The following is a 16671-nucleotide window of genomic DNA, read 5'->3' as shown; positions in this document are numbered from 1 at the left end:
TATGGCGCTTTGTGCGCTCTTTTTGATGTCGGGTGGCGGCTGCGCCTTACCCGACCTACGAGAATGTAGGCCGGGTAAGCGTCAGCGCCACCCGGCAATTTACAGAATTACTTCACACACGCCGAACACTGGGAAGACTGGATCTGTTTGAAGAAGTCGTTACCTTTGTCATCCACAAGAATGAACGCCGGGAAGTCTTCCACTTCAATTTTCCAGATCGCTTCCATACCCAGTTCCGGGTACTCCACGCACTCCAGGCTCTTGATACTGCCCTGTGCCAGCACCGCTGCCGGGCCGCCGATGCTGCCGAGGTAGAAGCCGCCGTGCTTGTGGCACGCGTCCGTCACCTGCTGGCTGCGGTTGCCTTTCGCCAGCATGATCATGCTGCCACCGTTGGCCTGCAACTGGTCGACGTAGGAGTCCATACGGCCCGCCGTCGTTGGGCCTAACGAGCCGGAAGCATACCCATCAGGCGTTTTTGCCGGGCCTGCGTAGTAGATGGGGTGATCTTTAATGTACTGCGGCAGCCCTTCACCGTTGTCCAGGCGCTCTTTCAGCTTCGCATGGGCGATGTCGCGGCCCACGATAATCGTCCCGTTCAGGGAAAGGCGCGTTGAAACCGGATACTGTGAAAGCTGCGCCAGGATCTCCTTCATCGGGCGATTCAGGTCAACGCGTACCGCTTCGCCCTCACCCGCTTTTCGCAGTTCTTCAGGGATGTATTTGCCCGGGTTGTTCTCCAGCTTTTCGATCCAGATGCCGTCGCGGTTGATCTTCGCTTTGATGTTACGATCCGCAGAGCACGACACGCCCATCCCCACTGGACAGGATGCACCGTGGCGCGGGAGGCGGATCACGCGAATGTCATGCGCGAAGTATTTGCCGCCAAACTGCGCGCCCAGCCCCAGATTCTGCGCTTCGGCCAGCAGTTCCTGCTCAAGCTGCACGTCGCGGAACGCCTGACCATGTTCGTTACCTTCCGTTGGCAGGCCATCGTAGTATTTGGTTGAGGCCAGCTTAACGGTTTTCAGGGTGCTTTCAGCAGACGTACCGCCAATCACAAACGCGATATGGTACGGCGGGCAGGCCGCAGTGCCAAGGGTGCGCATCTTCTCAACCAGATAGTTCTTCAGCTTGCCCGGGGTAAGCAGCGCTTTGGTTTCCTGGTAAAGATAGGTTTTGTTGGCTGAACCGCCGCCTTTGGCAATGCAGAGGAATTTGTACTCGTCACCGTCGACGCTGTAGAGGTCAATCTGCGCAGGCAGGTTGGTGCCGGTGTTCACCTCTTTGTACATATCCAGCGCCGCGTTTTGCGAATAGCGCAGGTTATCTTCGGTGTAGGTATTGTAAACGCCGCGCGCCAGCGCCGCTTCGTCACCGCCGCCGGTCCAGACGCGCTGGCCTTTTTTACCGGTGATAATCGCCGTGCCGGTGTCCTGGCAGGTCGGCAGAATGCCTTTCGCCGCGATATCAGAGTTACGCAGGAATTGCAGGGCAACGTACTTGTCGTTCTCGCTGGCTTCCGGGTCGCTCAAAATATCGGCAACCTGCTGCTGATGCGCCGGACGGAGCATAAAGGAAGCATCGTGGAAGGCTTGCTGCGCCAGCAGCGTCAGCGCCTGCGGGTCAACTTTGAGGATCTCCTGCCCTTCAAACTCAGAGACAGAAACGTAATCGCGGGTTAACAGGTAATACTCGGTCCGATCCTGACTGAGGGGGAAAGGATCCTGATAATGGAAGGGTTTATTCGACATTGTTCTCTCACTTACTGCTTCGGTCTGTTTATTCAGGGCAGATGTTCCGCTGCCCGGCTTAAAAGCGAGTCAGCTTATCCTACACAATTTTTTAACAAAAACTGAGACTAGTACGACTTTTTACATCCGCAGGTTACTTCCATTCGGTTTATTGCTTTAATACGCGAAGTTAATTCCACATATGAATCAGGGCTTGATAATGCAAAAACTCATCAACTCAGTGCAAAACTACGCCTGGGGAAGTCAAACTGCGTTAACGGATCTCTACGGTATCGCCAACCCGGACAACCTGCCGATGGCAGAGCTGTGGATGGGCGCGCACCCGAAGAGCAGCTCAAAAATTGAAGATGCCAGCGGCCAGGTGCGCAGCCTGCGTGATGTCATCGATGCCGACAAAGCCGCGCTGCTCGGCGATAAAGTGGCGAATCGTTTTGGTGAGCTGCCTTTTCTGTTCAAGGTATTGTGCGCCGACCAGCCGCTCTCCATTCAGGTTCACCCGAACAAAAAAGCCTCTGAGCTGGGCTTTGCCAAAGAAAATGCCGCCGGTATTCCGTTAGACGCCGCAGAGCGTAACTACAAAGATCCTAACCACAAGCCGGAACTGGTTTTCGCCCTTACCCCTTTCCTGGCGATGAATGCCTTCCGCGAGTTTTCCGAGATCATCTCCCTGCTGCAACCGGTCGCTGGGGCTCACAACGCGATCGCCCACTTCCTGGAAAACCCGAACGCAGAAGCCCTGAGCGCGCTGTTTGCCAGCCTGTTGAATATGCAGGGCGAGGAAAAATCCCACGCGCTGGCGGTGCTGAAAGCCGCGCTGAACGGCCAGCAGGGTGAGCCATGGGACACCATTCGCATAATTTCCGCGTTTTATCCGGACGACAGCGGCCTCTTCTCTCCGCTGCTGCTGAACGTGGTGAAGCTCAACCCGGGCGAAGCGATGTTCCTGTTCGCTGAAACCCCGCACGCCTACCTGAACGGCGTGGCACTGGAGGTGATGGCTAACTCCGATAACGTACTGCGCGCGGGCCTGACGCCAAAATACATCGACATACCTGAGCTGGTTGCCAACGTGAAGTTCGTGGCGAAACCTGCTGCGGAGCTGCTCACTCAGCCGGTGAAAAACGGCGCAGAGCTGGACTTCCCGATTCCGGTTGACGATTTTGCCTTCTCCCTGCATGACCTCAGCGCAGACGAAACCGCCATTGCACAGGAGAGCGCCGCGATCCTGTTCTGTGTGGAAGGCGAAGCGACGTTGCATAACGGTAGCGAGCGTCTGCTGCTTAAACCGGGGGAGTCCGCTTTTGTCCCGGCAAACGAGTCGCCTGTCTTCGTGAGCGGCACTGGTCGCCTGGCGCGCGTTTTTAATAAGCTTTAGGGACTTACTGAATTTTTTAACAACTCTTGCTAAGCTAGTAACAGGCGTTGTAACACCAGGCGGTTTTAACCGCCTGGTTTCATTTTAGGGATAATCGCAATGAAAAAATCGGTCGTAGCGGTAGGAGTGATTGTTGCTTTAGGCGTGATCTGGACGGGTGCTTCCTGGTATACCGGGAAACAGCTGGAAAGCCGTCTGGCAGAGATGATGGCGCAGGCAAACAGCGAGATTAAGCGCAGCGCGCCTGAAGCAGGCCTGGAGCTGAGCTACCAGAACTACCAGCGTGGCGTCTTTACCAGCCATATGCAGGTGGTGGTGAAGCCGGTAGCGGGCAATCAGAACGCCTGGCTGAAACCGGGCCAGAGCGTGGTACTGGATGAAGTGGTCAGCCACGGTCCGTTCCCGCTGGCACAGTTGAAAAAGTTTAACCTGATCCCCTCTATGGCATCCGCCAGAACCGTACTGGTAAATAACGAGGTGACGAAGCCAATTTTCGATATGGCGAAAAATGAGTCGCCGTTCGAGATCAATACCCGCATCAGCTATGCCGGTGATACGCGTTCCGACATCGACCTGAAAGCGCTGAATTACGAACAAGGCACCGATAAAGTCGCCTTCAGCGGCGGTAATTTCCAGCTTGATGCCGATCGCGACGGCAAGAATGTCTCTCTGACCGGCGATGCCGCCAGCGGCCTGGTGAATTCAGTCAATGAATATAACCAGAAGGTCCAGCTTACCTTCAACAACCTGAAAGCCAGCGGCAATAGCCGTATGACCGATTTTGACGAGCGTATTGGCGATCAGAAGCTGAGCCTCGATAAGATCGCCATTGCGATTGAAGGTAAAGAGATGGCAGTGCTGGAAGGCATGGATCTGGACGGCAAGTCTGACGTTTCCAAAGACGGTAAAAGCATCAACACCCAGCTGGATTACAGCCTGAAAAGCCTGAAAGTACAGAATCAGGACCTGGGTACCGGCAAGCTGTCACTGAAAATTGGCAACATTGACGGCCAGGCATGGCACGAATTTAGCCAGAAATACAGCAAAGAGAGTCAGGCTCTGCTGACCGATGCCGCCCTGCAACAGAACCCGCAGGCGTACCAGCAGCAGGCGATGGCCGTGCTGTTTAATAACCTGCCGATCCTGCTGAAAGGCGAGCCGGTAATTACCGTTGCGCCACTGAGCTGGAAAAACGACAAAGGCGAAACCAACTTCAACCTGTCGCTGTTCCTGAAGGATCCGGCGGCCGCGACCGGCGAGCCGCAGACCCTGGCGCAGGAAGTTGACCGCAGCGTGAAATCGCTCGACAGCAAGCTGACCATCCCGATGGATATGGCAACCGAGTTCATGACGCAGATTGCGAAACTCGAAGGGTATGGTGAAGAAGATGCAGGTAAACTGGCAAACCAACAGGTGAAAGGCCTGGCGGCGATGGGCCAGATGTTCCGCATCACGAAGGTGGAAGACAACACCATTTCCACCAGCCTGCAATATGCTAATGGCCAGGTAACGCTCAACGGCGACAAAATGCCGCTGGAAGATTTTGTCGGCATGTTTGGTATGCCGACGCTGGGCATTCCGGCACCGGCTGAACCGGCTGCGCCGCCGGCAGTACCGCAGCAGTAAACGAAAAACCCCTCGCATGAGGGGTTTTTTATTGCCGGGCGATGTGCAGCGGAGATTACTTCACCGTCACTAACCGCGCCGCCACAATCTGATGCCCGGCCTGCACGTCCGTATTTTCAATACGCTGCATAATTCGGTCTGCCAGGGTGTACCCCATTTCACGAGCCGGCGTCGTCGCCCAGACGATGGGGAGATCGTCTAGCGCATTTTCACCGACATCCGCAAATGCCCCCAGCGCCACCTGATGGCCGAAGAACGTTTCTACCCCGCCCTCACCGCTCTGGCGTCCGGCGCGGATCAAGCCGAACCACGCCCCCATCGCAATCACATCGTTATAGCAAATCACCGCGCTGATTGTCGGGCTGTTGCGAAGCAACGTGCCGATGGCTTCGGCGGCTTTTTTCTGGCTGGACTCACACTCCACCACCCATTCGCTGTGAAACGGCAGGCCGTATTTGATGAGCGTGGAGCAGTAACCGCCCACCCGCTCCGCACGCGTCAGGGACGAGCTTTTACCGCCGAGCCAGGCGATGCGCTGATGGCCGCGATGAATAAGATGCTCGGTCAGCATTTGCGCGGCCTGCATGTTATCCGGCCGAAGGGTATCGGCTTCGTCGAGATAGCTGGCGCGCGACGCAAACACCAGCGGTACGCCTTTCTGCGCCGCGCGCTCACACAATTCACTGCCCACACCGGACGCGCCGGCCACGATCACCCCATCCACCCCTTGCGTCAGCAGCATATCCAGCCTGGAGAGCAGTTGCTCCGGTTCGCGCCCACCGTGGAGCAGGAAAACCATTCGTCCCTGCGCTTCAAGCGCCTCGGTAAGCCCGGCGGTCAGTTCTGCATAAAACGGCGACGCGAGGTCGCGAACAATCAGCCCTATCACCCCGCTTTGCCCACCGCGCAGCGCCGACGCCTGGCGATTACGCACAAAGCCCAGTTGCTCAACGGCCTCGTTGACGCGCTGACCCGTAGCAGGAGAGATGCGCCCCTTCCCGCTCAATACCAGCGAAACGGTGCTAACGGAAACCCCCGCCGCCAGCGCGACATCGTTGATGGTGATCTTTTTCGCTACAGCCATGTGGTGGCGTGACTCCTTGATAATGAGATCGCTAAAACGTTTTATCAATACGTTATCTTTATACTACCAGTAAAAGCCTGAGAATGTGATTTAGCGCGCACTAAAGTTTGATAAAACGTTTTATCTTCTCGCACCATCGCGGTCGTTAAATCTCTTTCTACCATTTAAGGAGTCGTTTTATGACGACGAAAGCAGCACAAAAAATATCGCTGTGGGAGTTTTTCCAGCAACTGGGCAAAACCTTTATGCTGCCCGTGGCGCTTCTCTCTTTTTGCGGGATCATGCTGGGGATCGGCAGCTCGTTAAGCAGCCATGACGTCATTACCCTGATCCCTTTCCTCGGAAATCCGGTACTGCAGGCGATCTTTATCTGGATGAGCAAGGTCGGATCGTTTGCCTTTAGCTTCCTGCCGGTGATGTTCTGTATCGCCATTCCTCTGGGTCTGGCGCGGGAAAACAAAGGCGTGGCGGCGTTTGCGGGCTTCGTTGGCTATGCGGTCATGAACCTTGCGGTTAACTTCTGGCTGACCGCCAAAGGGATCCTGCCGACGACCGACGCGGCGGTACTGAAAGCCAATAACATTCAGAGCGTGATTGGTATTCAGTCCATCGATACCGGGATCCTTGGAGCCGTGATCGCGGGAGTGATCATCTGGATGCTGCACGAGCGCTTTCATAACATCCGCCTGCCCGATGCGCTGGCCTTCTTCGGCGGCACCCGCTTTGTGCCAATCATTACGCTGGTTGTGATGGGTCTGTTTGGTCTAATCATCCCTCTGATTTGGCCGGTTTTTGCCATGGGGATCACCGGTATTGGCCGCATTATCAACGGCGCGGGTGATTTCGGCCCGATGATTTTCGGTACGGGTGAACGTCTGCTGCTGCCATTTGGTTTACAGCACATCCTGGTTGCCCTGATCCGCTTTACTGAAGCAGGCGGCACTATGGACGTTTGCGGTCATTCCGTTAGCGGCGCGCTGACCATCTTCCAGGCCCAGCTGAGCTGCCCGACCATGCACGGCTTCTCTGAAAGTGCGACGCGTTTCCTCTCTCAGGGGAAAATGCCTGCCTTCCTCGGCGGCCTGCCGGGCGCTGCGCTGGCGATGTACCACTGCGCCCGTCCGGAAAATCGTCATAAAATTAAAGGCCTTCTGATCTCCGGCGTTATTGCCTGCGTGGTGGGCGGTACGACAGAACCTATTGAGTTCCTGTTCCTGTTCGTGGCACCGGTGTTATACCTCATCCACGCCGTACTGACAGGCCTGGGCTTCACCGTGATGGCTGTGCTCGGTGTAACCATCGGTAACACTGACGGTAACGTGATTGACTTCGTGGTATTCGGTATCCTGCACGGCCTGTCCACCAAGTGGTATCTGGTGCCGGTTGTGGCCGCCATCTGGTTCGCGGTTTACTACGGGATCTTCCGCTTCGCCATCACCCGCTTTAACCTGAAAACGCCTGGCCGCGATACCGATACGGCCACCAGCGTTGAACAGGCAGTGGCCGGTACCGTTGGGAAATCCGGATATAACACGCCGGCTATTCTGGCGGCGCTGGGCGGTGCGGATAACATTACCTCTCTGGATAACTGCATCACCCGCCTGCGTTTGTCGGTGGCGGACATGTCCAAAGTGGATACCAACGCACTTAAAGCTAACCGGGCTATCGGCGTGGTACAGTTAAATCAACACAATTTGCAGGTCGTCATTGGCCCGCAGGTACAGTCAGTGAAGGATGAGCTGGCAACCCTGATGCGAACCGTCGAAGCCTGATGCCTCGCCCCCCTCGTCATGAGGGGGTTTTACTTTACGGAGCACCGTCATGTTTGATTTTTCTACCGTCGTGGATCGACACGGCACCTGGTGTACCCAGTGGGATTATGTCGCTGACCGTTTTGGGGCTGCCGACCTGCTGCCCTTCACCATCTCTGATATGGATTTCGCCACCGCTCCCTGCATTACCGATGCGCTGCACCAGCGCATCAACCACGGCGTGTTTGGCTACAGCCGCTGGAAAAATGACGAATTTCTGGCTGCCGTGGCGAACTGGTTCCGGCAACGCTTTAACAGTCAGATTGATACCGAAACCGTAGTGTATGGGCCGTCGGTCATTTATATGGTCTCGGAGCTGATCCGCATATGGTCCGCGCCTGGCGACGGCGTGGTGGTTCATACCCCGGCTTACGATGCCTTTTATAAAGCCATTGAAGGCAACCAGCGTACCGTTGTTTCCGTGCCGATGCAGAAAACGGCGCGTGGCTGGGACGGCAATATGGCCACGCTGGAAGCGGCGCTGGCAAAACCGGAAAACACGGTTCTGCTGCTGTGTAGCCCGCAAAATCCAACCGGCAAAGTCTGGACGCGGGAAGAGCTGGCCACTATTGCAACGCTTTGCAGCCGTCATGATGTGGCGGTAATCAGCGACGAAATTCATATGGACATGGTATGGGGCACGCATCGCCATACCCCGTGGAATGAGGTTGCACGCGGTAAATGGGCGCTGCTGACCTCGGGTTCCAAAAGCTTCAATATTCCGGCACTGACGGGCGCCTGGGGGCTTATCGCCGATGACGACAGCCGTAACGTCTATCTGAATGCATTAAAAGGGCGGGACGGACTCTCTTCCCCTTCCGTGCTGGCGCTGACCGCGCACATTGCTGCTTACCGGCAGGGCGAACCCTGGCTGGACGCGCTGCGGACCTATCTCGAAGAAAACCTGCGCTACATTGCTGACGAACTGAATGCTGCATTTCCGACACTCAACTGGCAACCGCCAGAGGCCACCTATCTGGCCTGGATTGATCTCAGCCCACTCGGTATTGATGACAAAACGCTGCAAAACGTGCTGATTGAACAGCAAAAAGTGGCCATCATGCCGGGATATACTTATGGGGATGAAGGAAAAGGCTATGTGCGACTGAACGCTGGCTGTCCGCGTAGTAAGCTTGAACAGGGCGTTCAGCGCCTTATCGCTGGCATCAACACTCTGCTGTAAATTATTTGCGCAACGGAATATTCCCTTGCGCAAATAGCTTTTTCCCCCGTTTTGTTTTTATAATATGGCGCACTTTAACCAGCAAAGAGTGCGACCATGATTGATACACGCCTGCCTTTAACTGATATTCACCGCCACCTCGACGGGAACATTCGTGCCCAAACTATTCTCGATCTTGGTCGCCAGTTCAATTTAACGCTTCCTGCCGAAACGCTTGAAACCCTGATCCCCCATGTCCAGGTGACGTCGAACGAGCCGGATCTGGTAAGTTTTCTGAGCAAGCTTGACTGGGGCGTGAAGATGCTGGCCTCGCTCGATGCCTGTCGCCGTGTCGCCTTTGAAAACATCGAAGATGCCGCTCGCAACGGCCTGCACTATGTCGAACTGCGTTTCTCTCCGGGCTATATGGCGATGACCCACAGTCTCCCCGTAGCGGGCGTGGTTGAAGCGGTCATTGAAGGCGTGCGTGAAGGCTGCAAAACCTTTGACGTTCAGGCGCGTTTGATCGGCATTATGAGCCGTACCTTCGGTGAAGCGGCCTGTCTTCAGGAGCTGGAAGCGTTACTGGCGCATCGCGACCAGATCACCGCCATCGACCTGGCCGGTGATGAGTTGGGCTTCCCGGGCAGCCTGTTCCTGTCTCATTTCAACCGCGCACGTGATGCAGGATGGCATATTACCGTTCATGCTGGCGAAGCCGCGGGGCCGGAAAGCATCTGGCAGGCCATTCGTGAACTGGGTGCGGAACGTATTGGTCACGGTGTGAAAGCCATTGAAGATCGCGCGCTGATGGATTTCCTCGCCGAACAACGTATTGGAATCGAATCCTGCCTGACCTCCAATATTCAGACCAGTACAGTGGCGTCGCTGGCGCAACACCCACTGAAAACCTTCCTTGAACACGGGGTGCTGGCTTCACTGAACACGGACGATCCGGCGGTTCAGGGCGTGGATATTATTCACGAATACAACATCGCCGCGCCGCAGGCCGGGCTGAGCCGCGAGCAGATCCGTCAGGCGCAAATCAACGGGCTGGAGATCGCCTTCCTGACGCCTGAAGAGAAACAGGCGCTGCGCGATAAAGTTGCTCAGTAGTCCTCTTTACTGCCGGGTGGCGCTGCGCTTACCCGGCCTACGAAAGCGTTTGGCACTTATGCCAGACAGAGCGTTGCGCGATGTTTGGCAGATTCGATCCCCAGCTCGATGAGCTCCATAATCTGGATTGCCTGGCTCGCCGGAACCGGATTTTCACCTGAACCGTTCAGCGCGTCACGAATTGCGGCGTAATACGCCGGATAGTTCCCCGGCTGGGTCAACACCGTTTCTTCGACCAGTACCTCACCTTCTGCACGCGTCACCACCCCATCCCGCATGTCGTAACCCCAGTCTTCCTGCGGTAAGCGTTCGCCATTTTTGAGGCGCTCTTCCTGCGGATCCAGGCCGAACTTCACATAGCTGCCGCGCGCCCCGTGAAGGATATAGCGGGCCGATTCCGCCGCCGCAAGCATTGTCCCGTGCAGCACAATGCGCCGCTGCGGATAACTCAAAACGGCGTGGAAATAGTCGGTGGTCTGCGCCCCCGGCCTGAGCTGCGCTAAATCGACCGTCATGCTTACGGGCAGACCAAACAGATGAACGGCCTGATCGAGAAGATGCGGCGCTAAGTCATACCAGATGCCGCTGCCCGGTCCCGCCTGCTCGCGCCAGCGATCTCGCACCTGCGGACGATAACGATCGAAGTGAGACTCAAAAAAAGCAATTTCGCCGAACGTGCCTTCGTTTATCAGCGCTTTGATCGTCAGGAAATCACTATCCCAGCGCCGGTTGTGAAAGACCGACAATAACCGACCCAGGCTTCGCGCCAGCGCATCCAGCTCGCGCGCCTGTGACAACGTCACGGTAAAAGGCTTATCGACAACGACATGTTTGCCAGCCTCCAGCGCCGCTTTCGCCAGGGGGAAATGGGTGTCGTTAGGGGTGGGAATGACAATAAGGTCAATATTAGGATCGTTAAACAGATGCTTAGGCTCCGTTACCACCGGCACGGCTGGCCAGTCGGCATGGACTTTGGTTTCATCGCTGCTTGTGATAGCCGCCAGTTCCATTCCCGGCGTGCCGGCAACCAGCGGCGCATGAAAGGTTTTGCTTGCGTACCCGTAGCCAATAAGACCGACGCGGATGTTTTCACTCATCGTATGCCCCCTCGCTGTGCGCTTATTTATCACTGGCCTTGTGCTTAACGCACAGATTAATAATGTGCCCTGTGAGTTAAAATAGCATCTCGCGACAGCTTTTTTTGTTACCTCGCATTAAAGTGTGTATATGGGGCCCGGGAATCGTTCCCAAAGCGCTTGCTCTGTCGAAAAGGCCGCTGTAACATTTGTAATCTGTATTTATGGATAAATTACAAACACAAAATATGTCATTAATAATTAATCGAATCATTGAATTAGCGGGATGGATTGTCCTTGGCGTTTCAGTCGTGTTGCTCGGCATTGCCAGCCATATCGATAACTACCAGCCGCCGGAGCCTGTTACTGTTGCTCAACAAAAGTAAGCCGCATCGTCATAAAGCGTGACACATTACGTCATGGAACGTATTGCCAGCCGTAATGAACGGGGTTACCCTTCTCTTCCAGGCATCTGCTGATGCCTGAATCTTCGCAAAGAAAACTCCTAATTTCGTCGCGTTACCCGAGTGGACAGTTTACGTCTTTATTAATCCGTTTATTATTCGAACGCATTACCTTTATGGGTATTACCCTTTTATATGGAAACTTATTAATATGACAGTTCAGGACTATTTATTAAAATTTCGCAAGATCAATTCCCTCGAAAGCCTGGAAAAACTGTTTGACCATCTGAACTACACGCTGTCGGATAATCAGGACATCATCAATATGTACCGCGCGGCTGACCATCGTCGCGCCGAACTCGTCTCTGGCGGTCGTCTGTTCAACGTGGGGGAAGTACCTAAATCTGTCTGGCGTTACGTTGTATAAGAAAGTAGCCTTCGGCGTGAAATGTTATATACTCTCCGCCCTGCAAATTTCTGTATAACATTTCGCGCAGACTATGGGAGAGCGTATGACCGCATTGCCTGGAGAGAGAATTGGGGGCTGGTTAATCGCCCCGCTGGCATGGCTGCTGGTGGCTTTATTAAGCGCTTCGCTGGCGCTGTTGCTTTACACCACTGCACTGGTTACTCCTCATGCTATCCAGACACTGATGTCTCAGAGCGCGCTCAATATTGCGACGTGGTTTGTGTCGTTCGTTTTCGCAATCGCGATGTGGTACTACACGCTTTGGCTGACCATCGCCTTCTTCAAACGCCGCAAAAGCGTGCCGAAACATTACATTATCTGGCTGCTGGTCTCCGTGCTGCTTGCCGTCAAAGCGTTCGCTTTTTCGCCAGTTTCTGACGCACTGGCGGTTCGCCAGCTACTCTTTCCGTTGCTTGCAACGGCGCTTCTGGTGCCCTATTTCAAGCGGTCGACGCGCGTTAAGAAGACCTTCGTTAACCCGTAATAACCTTACAGTTAACCTGTTGTGGCCTGTTGTCGTTTATCCGATAATAGGCGGCTCTTTTATTTCAGGCTAAATAATGACCGATTACTTACTGCTCTTTGTCGGAACTGTGCTGGTTAATAACTTCGTACTGGTGAAGTTCCTTGGCCTGTGCCCGTTTATGGGGGTCTCCAAAAAGCTGGAGACGGCAATGGGCATGGGGCTGGCCACCACCTTCGTGATGACGATGGCCTCCATTTGCGCATGGCTGATTGATACCTGGATCCTGATCCCGCTGGACATGCTCTACCTGCGCACCTTGTCTTTTATTCTGGTCATTGCGGTGGTGGTGCAATTTACCGAAATGGTAGTGCGTAAAACCAGCCCTGCCCTGTATCGCCTGTTGGGTATTTTTCTGCCCCTCATCACCACCAACTGTGCTGTGCTGGGCGTGGCGCTGCTCAACATCAATCTTGGGCATAATTTCATGCAGTCGGCGCTGTACGGTTTTTCCGCGGCGGTCGGTTTCTCTTTTGTTATGGTCCTGTTCGCGTCGATTCGCGAGCGTCTGGCAGCGGCGGATATTCCCGCGCCGTTTCGCGGTAACGCCATCGCTCTGGTGACCGCAGGTTTAATGTCTCTGGCCTTTATGGGCTTTAGTGGTCTGGTGAAGTTGTAATGAGTGCTATCTGGATTGCCATCGCGTCCATCAGCGTACTGGGACTCGTCTTTGGCATCATTCTGGGTTATGCCTCCCGCCGGTTTGCGGTAGAGGACGATCCGGTGGTTGAAAAAATTGATGAGCTTTTGCCGCAGAGCCAGTGTGGGCAGTGCGGCTACCCTGGCTGCCGTCCTTACGCTGAGGCGGTGGGCGTGCAGGGAGAAAAGATCAACCGCTGCGCGCCGGGTGGCGAAGCGGTCATGCTTAAAATAGCTGCCCTGCTGAATGTCGATCCGCAGCCTGTCGACGGCGATGAACAGGCGCAGGAGCCCGTTCGTGCCCTTGCTGTTATCGACGAAGCCAACTGCATCGGCTGCACCAAATGTATTCAGGCGTGCCCTGTCGACGCCATTGTAGGCGCAACCCGCGCCATGCACACCGTTGTGGCGGACCTGTGCACCGGCTGTAACCTCTGCGTGGCCCCCTGCCCGACGCAGTGTATAGAACTCCGCCCGGTTGAAACGACGACCGAAAGCTGGAAATGGGATCTTCAGACCATTCCGGTTCGCAATATTCCTGTGGAACAACATGCTTAAGTTATTTTCTGCTTTCAGAAAAGAGAAGATCTGGGACTTCGACGGCGGTATCCATCCCCCGGAAATGAAAACCCAGTCAAACGGTACGCCGCTGCGTCAAATTCCGCTGGCGACCCGCTACGTGATGCCATTGAAACAGCACATCGGCGCGGAAGGCGAGCTGTGCGTGAAAGAAGGCGATACCGTCCTTCGCGGCCAGCCGCTGACCTTTGGTCGTGGACGTATGTTGCCGATACATGCCCCGACTTCGGGCAAGGTGGTGGCTGTTGCCCCCCATACCGTTGCCCATCCCTCGGCGTTGTCTGAGCTGAGCGTCATCATTGAAGCCGACGGGGAAGATCGCTGGATCGATCGTGACGGCTGGAGCGACTACCGTTCCCGCAGCCGTGAAGCGCTGATTGAACGCATTCATCAGTTTGGCGTAGCAGGTCTTGGAGGCGCTGGCTTCCCGACCGGCGCCAAGCTTCACGGCGGCGGCGATAAAATCGAAACGCTGATTATTAACGCCGCCGAGTGCGAACCGTACATCACCGCCGATGATCGTCTGATGCAGGACTGTGCCGCGCAGGTGGTGGAAGGTATTCGCATTCTTGCGCATATCCTGCAACCCCGCGAAGTGCTGATCGGTATTGAGGACAATAAACCGCAGGCCATTTCAATGCTACGTGCGGTACTGGCGGACAGCCATGATATCGCCCTGCGCGTGATCCCGACCAAATACCCGTCCGGCGGGGCGAAGCAGCTGACGCAGATCCTGACCGGAAAACAGGTCCCCCACGGGGGCCGTTCGTCCGACATCGGCGTGCTGATGCAAAACGTGGGTACTGCCTACGCGGTGAAACGTGCGGTGATTGACGGCGAGCCATTGACCGAACGCGTCGTCACGCTGACCGGCGAGTCCGTCTCCCGTCCCGGCAACGTCTGGGCGCGTCTGGGTACGCCGGTGCATCATCTGCTGGAACAGGCTGGCTTCTGCCCGGGGAGCGAGCAGATGGTCATTATGGGCGGCCCGCTGATGGGCTTTACCCTGCCGTGGCTGGATGTGCCAGTGGTGAAGATTACCAACTGCCTGCTCGCCCCTTCCCCAACGGAGATGGGCGAAACGCAGGAAGAGAAAGGTTGTATACGCTGTAGCGCCTGCGCGGATGCGTGCCCGGCAGACTTGCTGCCGCAGCAGTTGTACTGGTACAGCAAAGGCCAGCTGCACGATAAAGCCCAGGCGCATAACCTGGCTGACTGTATTGAATGCGGTGCCTGTGCCTGGGTCTGCCCAAGCAATATTCCGCTGGTGCAGTACTTCCGTCAGGAGAAAGCCGAAATCTACGCTATCTCCATGGAAGAAAAACGTGCCGCTGAAGCGAAGGCTCGCTTTGAAGCGCGCCAGGCGCGACTGGAGCGCGAGAAACAAGCCCGTCAGGAACGCCATAAGCAGGCTGCCGTGCAGCCTGCGGCGAAAGATCAGGATGCGATTAACGCTGCCCTCGCCCGTGTGCGGGAGAAGAACGCGACTGCCGCTCAGCCGGTAGCGATCGTGTCTGGCCAAAAGCCGGACAATAGCGAAGCGATTGCCGCCCGCGAAGCGCGTAAAGCCGAAGCGCGCGCACGTCAGGCGGAGAAGGCGCAAAACGCCAAACCGGAAGCCGACACAGACCCGCGTAAAGCGGCGGTGGAAGCGGCTATCGCCAGGGCAAAAGCCCGTAAAGCCGGTCAGCAGACAGTGGTGGTTGAACAGGAAGCGACCGATCCGCGCAAGGCGGCCGTTGAAGCCGCTATCGCCCGCGCCAAAGCACGTAAAGCGGCACAGCTTCAGCCTGCCGAAGAGAGTGAAGCGCCTGTCGACCCACGTAAAGCCGCCGTTGAAGCGGCCATCGCCCGTGCCAAAGCACGAAAAGCTGCACAGCAGGACGAACGGCCTGCGGCCGCCAACGACGATCCACGCAAAGCCGCAGTCGCCGCCGCGATTGCGCGTGTTCAGGCAAAGAAAGCCGCGCAGCAAGCCGTTAACGAGGATTAAATGGTTTTCAGAATTGCAAGTTCCCCTTACACCCATAACCAGCGCCAGACATCGCGTATTATGATGCTGGTGTGCCTGGCCGCGTTGCCAGGTATTGCCGTACAGTGTTGGTTTTTCGGCTGGGGTACGCTTTTCCAGTTAGTTCTGGGTTGCGCCAGTGCCGTCGCAGCGGAAGCAGCGATCCTGAAGCTGCGCAAAATGGAGGTGACTCGCATCCTGAGCGATAACTCCGCCCTGTTGACCGGCCTGTTGCTTGCCATCAGCATTCCCCCGTTCGCCCCGTGGTGGATGGTAGTATTGGGAACGGTATTTGCGGTGATCATCGCCAAGCAGCTGTACGGTGGGCTGGGCCATAACCCGTTTAACCCGGCAATGATTGGTTACGTGGTGCTACTGATCTCCTTCCCGGTACAGATGACCAGCTGGCTGCCGCCGCATGAGATCGCCGCCACGGTGCCCGGCTTTATGGATGCCCTGAACGTTATCTTTACTGGCCACACCGCGATGGGCGCGGATATGAACGCGCTTCGCATGGGCGTGGATGGCATCAGCCAGGCCACCCCGCTCGATACCTTCAAAACCTCCTTGCGTGCCGGCCACAGCGTCGAGCAGGTGATGAAATCGTCTATTTACAGCGGCGTACTGGCGGGTGCGGGCTGGCAGTGGGTCAATCTGGCCTACCTGTTGGGCGGTGCCTTCCTGCTGCAACAAAAAGCGATCCGCTGGCATATTCCGGTGAGCTTCCTGGTGACGCTGGCCGTCTGTTCAACGCTCGGCTGGGTCATCTCACCTGAGTCACTGGCCAGCCCACAGCTCCATCTGCTCTCCGGCGCGACCATGCTCGGGGCATTCTTTATTCTCACCGATCCGGTCACCGCCTCTACCACCAACCGAGGTCGTCTGATTTTCGGCGCGCTGGCGGGCTTGCTGGTCTGGCTTATTCGCAGCTTTGGTGGCTATCCGGACGGCGTGGCATTTGCCGTACTGCTGGCTAACATCACCGTTCCGCTCATCGACTACTACACGCGTCCACGCGTGTACGGTCATCGCTAAGGGTTAC

At 56.1% G+C, this 16671-nt stretch carries 15 protein-coding genes; 12 read left to right on the top strand and 3 right to left on the bottom strand.

The annotated features are described in order from the left end of the window. Positions 1-107: 107 nt before the first annotated feature. Positions 108-1754, bottom strand: coding sequence for a class I fumarate hydratase FumA (fumA, locus tag L2Y28_RS09290; protein WP_022647928.1), 1647 nt, complete (start codon positions 1752-1754; stop codon positions 108-110). 199 nt (positions 1755-1953) lie between these two features. Here fumA and manA point away from each other — a divergent pair, with 199 nt between their 5' ends. Together manA and L2Y28_RS09280 are read left to right on the top strand one after the other, a co-directional pair. Continuing rightward, the gene (manA, locus tag L2Y28_RS09285; protein WP_022647927.1) at positions 1954-3129 is read left to right on the top strand and encodes a mannose-6-phosphate isomerase; all 1176 of its coding nucleotides are present in this window, start codon (positions 1954-1956) and stop codon (positions 3127-3129) included. Between the two features lie 99 nt (positions 3130-3228). After that, positions 3229-4755 carry a YdgA family protein gene (locus L2Y28_RS09280; RefSeq protein WP_022647926.1) on the top strand — a complete coding sequence of 509 codons (1527 nt, stop codon included), beginning with the start codon at positions 3229-3231 and terminating at the stop codon, positions 4753-4755. A 55-nt stretch (positions 4756-4810) separates the two neighbouring features. Here L2Y28_RS09280 and L2Y28_RS09275 read toward each other — a convergent pair whose 3' ends face one another. Then, complete coding sequence (locus L2Y28_RS09275) at positions 4811-5839, bottom strand: Mal regulon transcriptional regulator MalI (RefSeq protein WP_022647925.1); 1029 nt, start codon at positions 5837-5839, stop codon at positions 4811-4813. A 179-nt stretch (positions 5840-6018) separates the two neighbouring features. Here L2Y28_RS09275 and malX point away from each other — a divergent pair, with 179 nt between their 5' ends. The 3 genes from malX to add all read left to right on the top strand — a co-directional run bounded on the left by malX (position 6019) and on the right by add (position 9928). Next, positions 6019-7611 (top strand): maltose/glucose-specific PTS transporter subunit IIBC, encoded by a 1593-nt coding sequence (gene malX / locus L2Y28_RS09270; RefSeq protein WP_022647924.1) that lies wholly within the window; start codon positions 6019-6021, stop codon positions 7609-7611. A gap of 49 nt (positions 7612-7660) precedes the next feature. Next, positions 7661-8833: a MalY/PatB family protein gene (locus L2Y28_RS09265; protein WP_022647923.1), complete on the top strand. Its 1173-nt coding sequence runs from the start codon at positions 7661-7663 to the stop codon at positions 8831-8833. 96 nt (positions 8834-8929) lie between these two features. Beyond that, positions 8930-9928 (top strand): adenosine deaminase, encoded by a 999-nt coding sequence (gene add / locus L2Y28_RS09260; RefSeq protein ID WP_022647922.1) that lies wholly within the window; start codon positions 8930-8932, stop codon positions 9926-9928. Positions 9929-9984: 56 nt separating this feature from the next. Here add and L2Y28_RS09255 read toward each other — a convergent pair whose 3' ends face one another. Then, positions 9985-11025: an oxidoreductase gene (locus tag L2Y28_RS09255; protein WP_022647921.1), complete on the bottom strand. Its 1041-nt coding sequence runs from the start codon at positions 11023-11025 to the stop codon at positions 9985-9987. A gap of 239 nt (positions 11026-11264) precedes the next feature. Between L2Y28_RS09255 and blr the strand changes: the two genes are divergently transcribed. The 7 genes from blr to rsxD all read left to right on the top strand — a co-directional run bounded on the left by blr (position 11265) and on the right by rsxD (position 16664). Further along, positions 11265-11390 (top strand): division septum protein Blr, encoded by a 126-nt coding sequence (gene blr / locus L2Y28_RS09250; RefSeq protein ID WP_151884424.1) that lies wholly within the window; start codon positions 11265-11267, stop codon positions 11388-11390. Between the two features lie 229 nt (positions 11391-11619). Continuing rightward, a complete protein-coding gene (gene ydgT / locus L2Y28_RS09245) occupies positions 11620-11835 on the top strand; it encodes a transcription modulator YdgT (protein ID WP_000217941.1) in 216 nt (71 codons plus the stop codon). A gap of 85 nt (positions 11836-11920) precedes the next feature. Continuing rightward, positions 11921-12361: a DUF2569 domain-containing protein gene (locus tag L2Y28_RS09240; RefSeq protein ID WP_015570663.1), complete on the top strand. Its 441-nt coding sequence runs from the start codon at positions 11921-11923 to the stop codon at positions 12359-12361. Between the two features lie 76 nt (positions 12362-12437). After that, positions 12438-13019 (top strand): electron transport complex subunit RsxA, encoded by a 582-nt coding sequence (gene rsxA / locus L2Y28_RS09235; RefSeq protein WP_022647920.1) that lies wholly within the window; start codon positions 12438-12440, stop codon positions 13017-13019. Next, complete coding sequence (gene rsxB / locus L2Y28_RS09230; protein WP_015570664.1) at positions 13019-13597, top strand: electron transport complex subunit RsxB; 579 nt, start codon at positions 13019-13021, stop codon at positions 13595-13597. The genes rsxA and rsxB overlap by 1 nt, the downstream gene beginning before the upstream one ends. Beyond that, positions 13590-15611 carry an electron transport complex subunit RsxC gene (rsxC, locus tag L2Y28_RS09225; protein WP_022647919.1) on the top strand — a complete coding sequence of 674 codons (2022 nt, stop codon included), beginning with the start codon at positions 13590-13592 and terminating at the stop codon, positions 15609-15611. Before rsxB ends, rsxC begins: the two co-directional genes overlap by 8 nt. Beyond that, positions 15612-16664, top strand: a complete 1053-nt coding sequence (gene rsxD / locus L2Y28_RS09220) for an electron transport complex subunit RsxD (protein WP_022647918.1) — start codon at positions 15612-15614, stop codon at positions 16662-16664. It abuts the gene before it with no gap. The last annotated feature ends 7 nt before the right edge of the window (positions 16665-16671 follow it).

This window comes from Enterobacter sp. JH25, from assembly GCF_021725435.1.
GTDB lineage: Bacteria > Pseudomonadota > Gammaproteobacteria > Enterobacterales > Enterobacteriaceae > Enterobacter > Enterobacter intestinihominis.
The sequence above is the reverse complement of the archived record's forward strand: the minus strand, read 5'-3'. Positions and strand labels throughout refer to the sequence as shown.

Excerpts from the sequence above, each read along its gene's own strand:
- L2Y28_RS09275 (WP_022647925.1), bottom strand. The coding sequence starts at position 5,839 with ATGGCTGTAGCGAAAAAGATCACCATCAACGATGTCGCGCTGGCGGCG.
- add (WP_022647922.1), top strand. The coding sequence starts at position 8,930 with ATGATTGATACACGCCTGCCTTTAACTGATATTCACCGCCACCTCGAC.
- rsxD (WP_022647918.1), top strand. The coding sequence starts at position 15,612 with ATGGTTTTCAGAATTGCAAGTTCCCCTTACACCCATAACCAGCGCCAG.
- ydgT (WP_000217941.1), top strand. The coding sequence starts at position 11,620 with ATGACAGTTCAGGACTATTTATTAAAATTTCGCAAGATCAATTCCCTC.
- fumA (WP_022647928.1), bottom strand. The coding sequence starts at position 1,754 with ATGTCGAATAAACCCTTCCATTATCAGGATCCTTTCCCCCTCAGTCAG.
- L2Y28_RS09240 (WP_015570663.1), top strand. The coding sequence starts at position 11,921 with ATGACCGCATTGCCTGGAGAGAGAATTGGGGGCTGGTTAATCGCCCCG.
- L2Y28_RS09255 (WP_022647921.1), bottom strand. The coding sequence starts at position 11,025 with ATGAGTGAAAACATCCGCGTCGGTCTTATTGGCTACGGGTACGCAAGC.
- manA (WP_022647927.1), top strand. The coding sequence starts at position 1,954 with ATGCAAAAACTCATCAACTCAGTGCAAAACTACGCCTGGGGAAGTCAA.
- malX (WP_022647924.1), top strand. The coding sequence starts at position 6,019 with ATGACGACGAAAGCAGCACAAAAAATATCGCTGTGGGAGTTTTTCCAG.
- rsxC (WP_022647919.1), top strand. The coding sequence starts at position 13,590 with ATGCTTAAGTTATTTTCTGCTTTCAGAAAAGAGAAGATCTGGGACTTC.
- rsxA (WP_022647920.1), top strand. The coding sequence starts at position 12,438 with ATGACCGATTACTTACTGCTCTTTGTCGGAACTGTGCTGGTTAATAAC.
- L2Y28_RS09280 (WP_022647926.1), top strand. The coding sequence starts at position 3,229 with ATGAAAAAATCGGTCGTAGCGGTAGGAGTGATTGTTGCTTTAGGCGTG.
- rsxB (WP_015570664.1), top strand. The coding sequence starts at position 13,019 with ATGAGTGCTATCTGGATTGCCATCGCGTCCATCAGCGTACTGGGACTC.
- L2Y28_RS09265 (WP_022647923.1), top strand. The coding sequence starts at position 7,661 with ATGTTTGATTTTTCTACCGTCGTGGATCGACACGGCACCTGGTGTACC.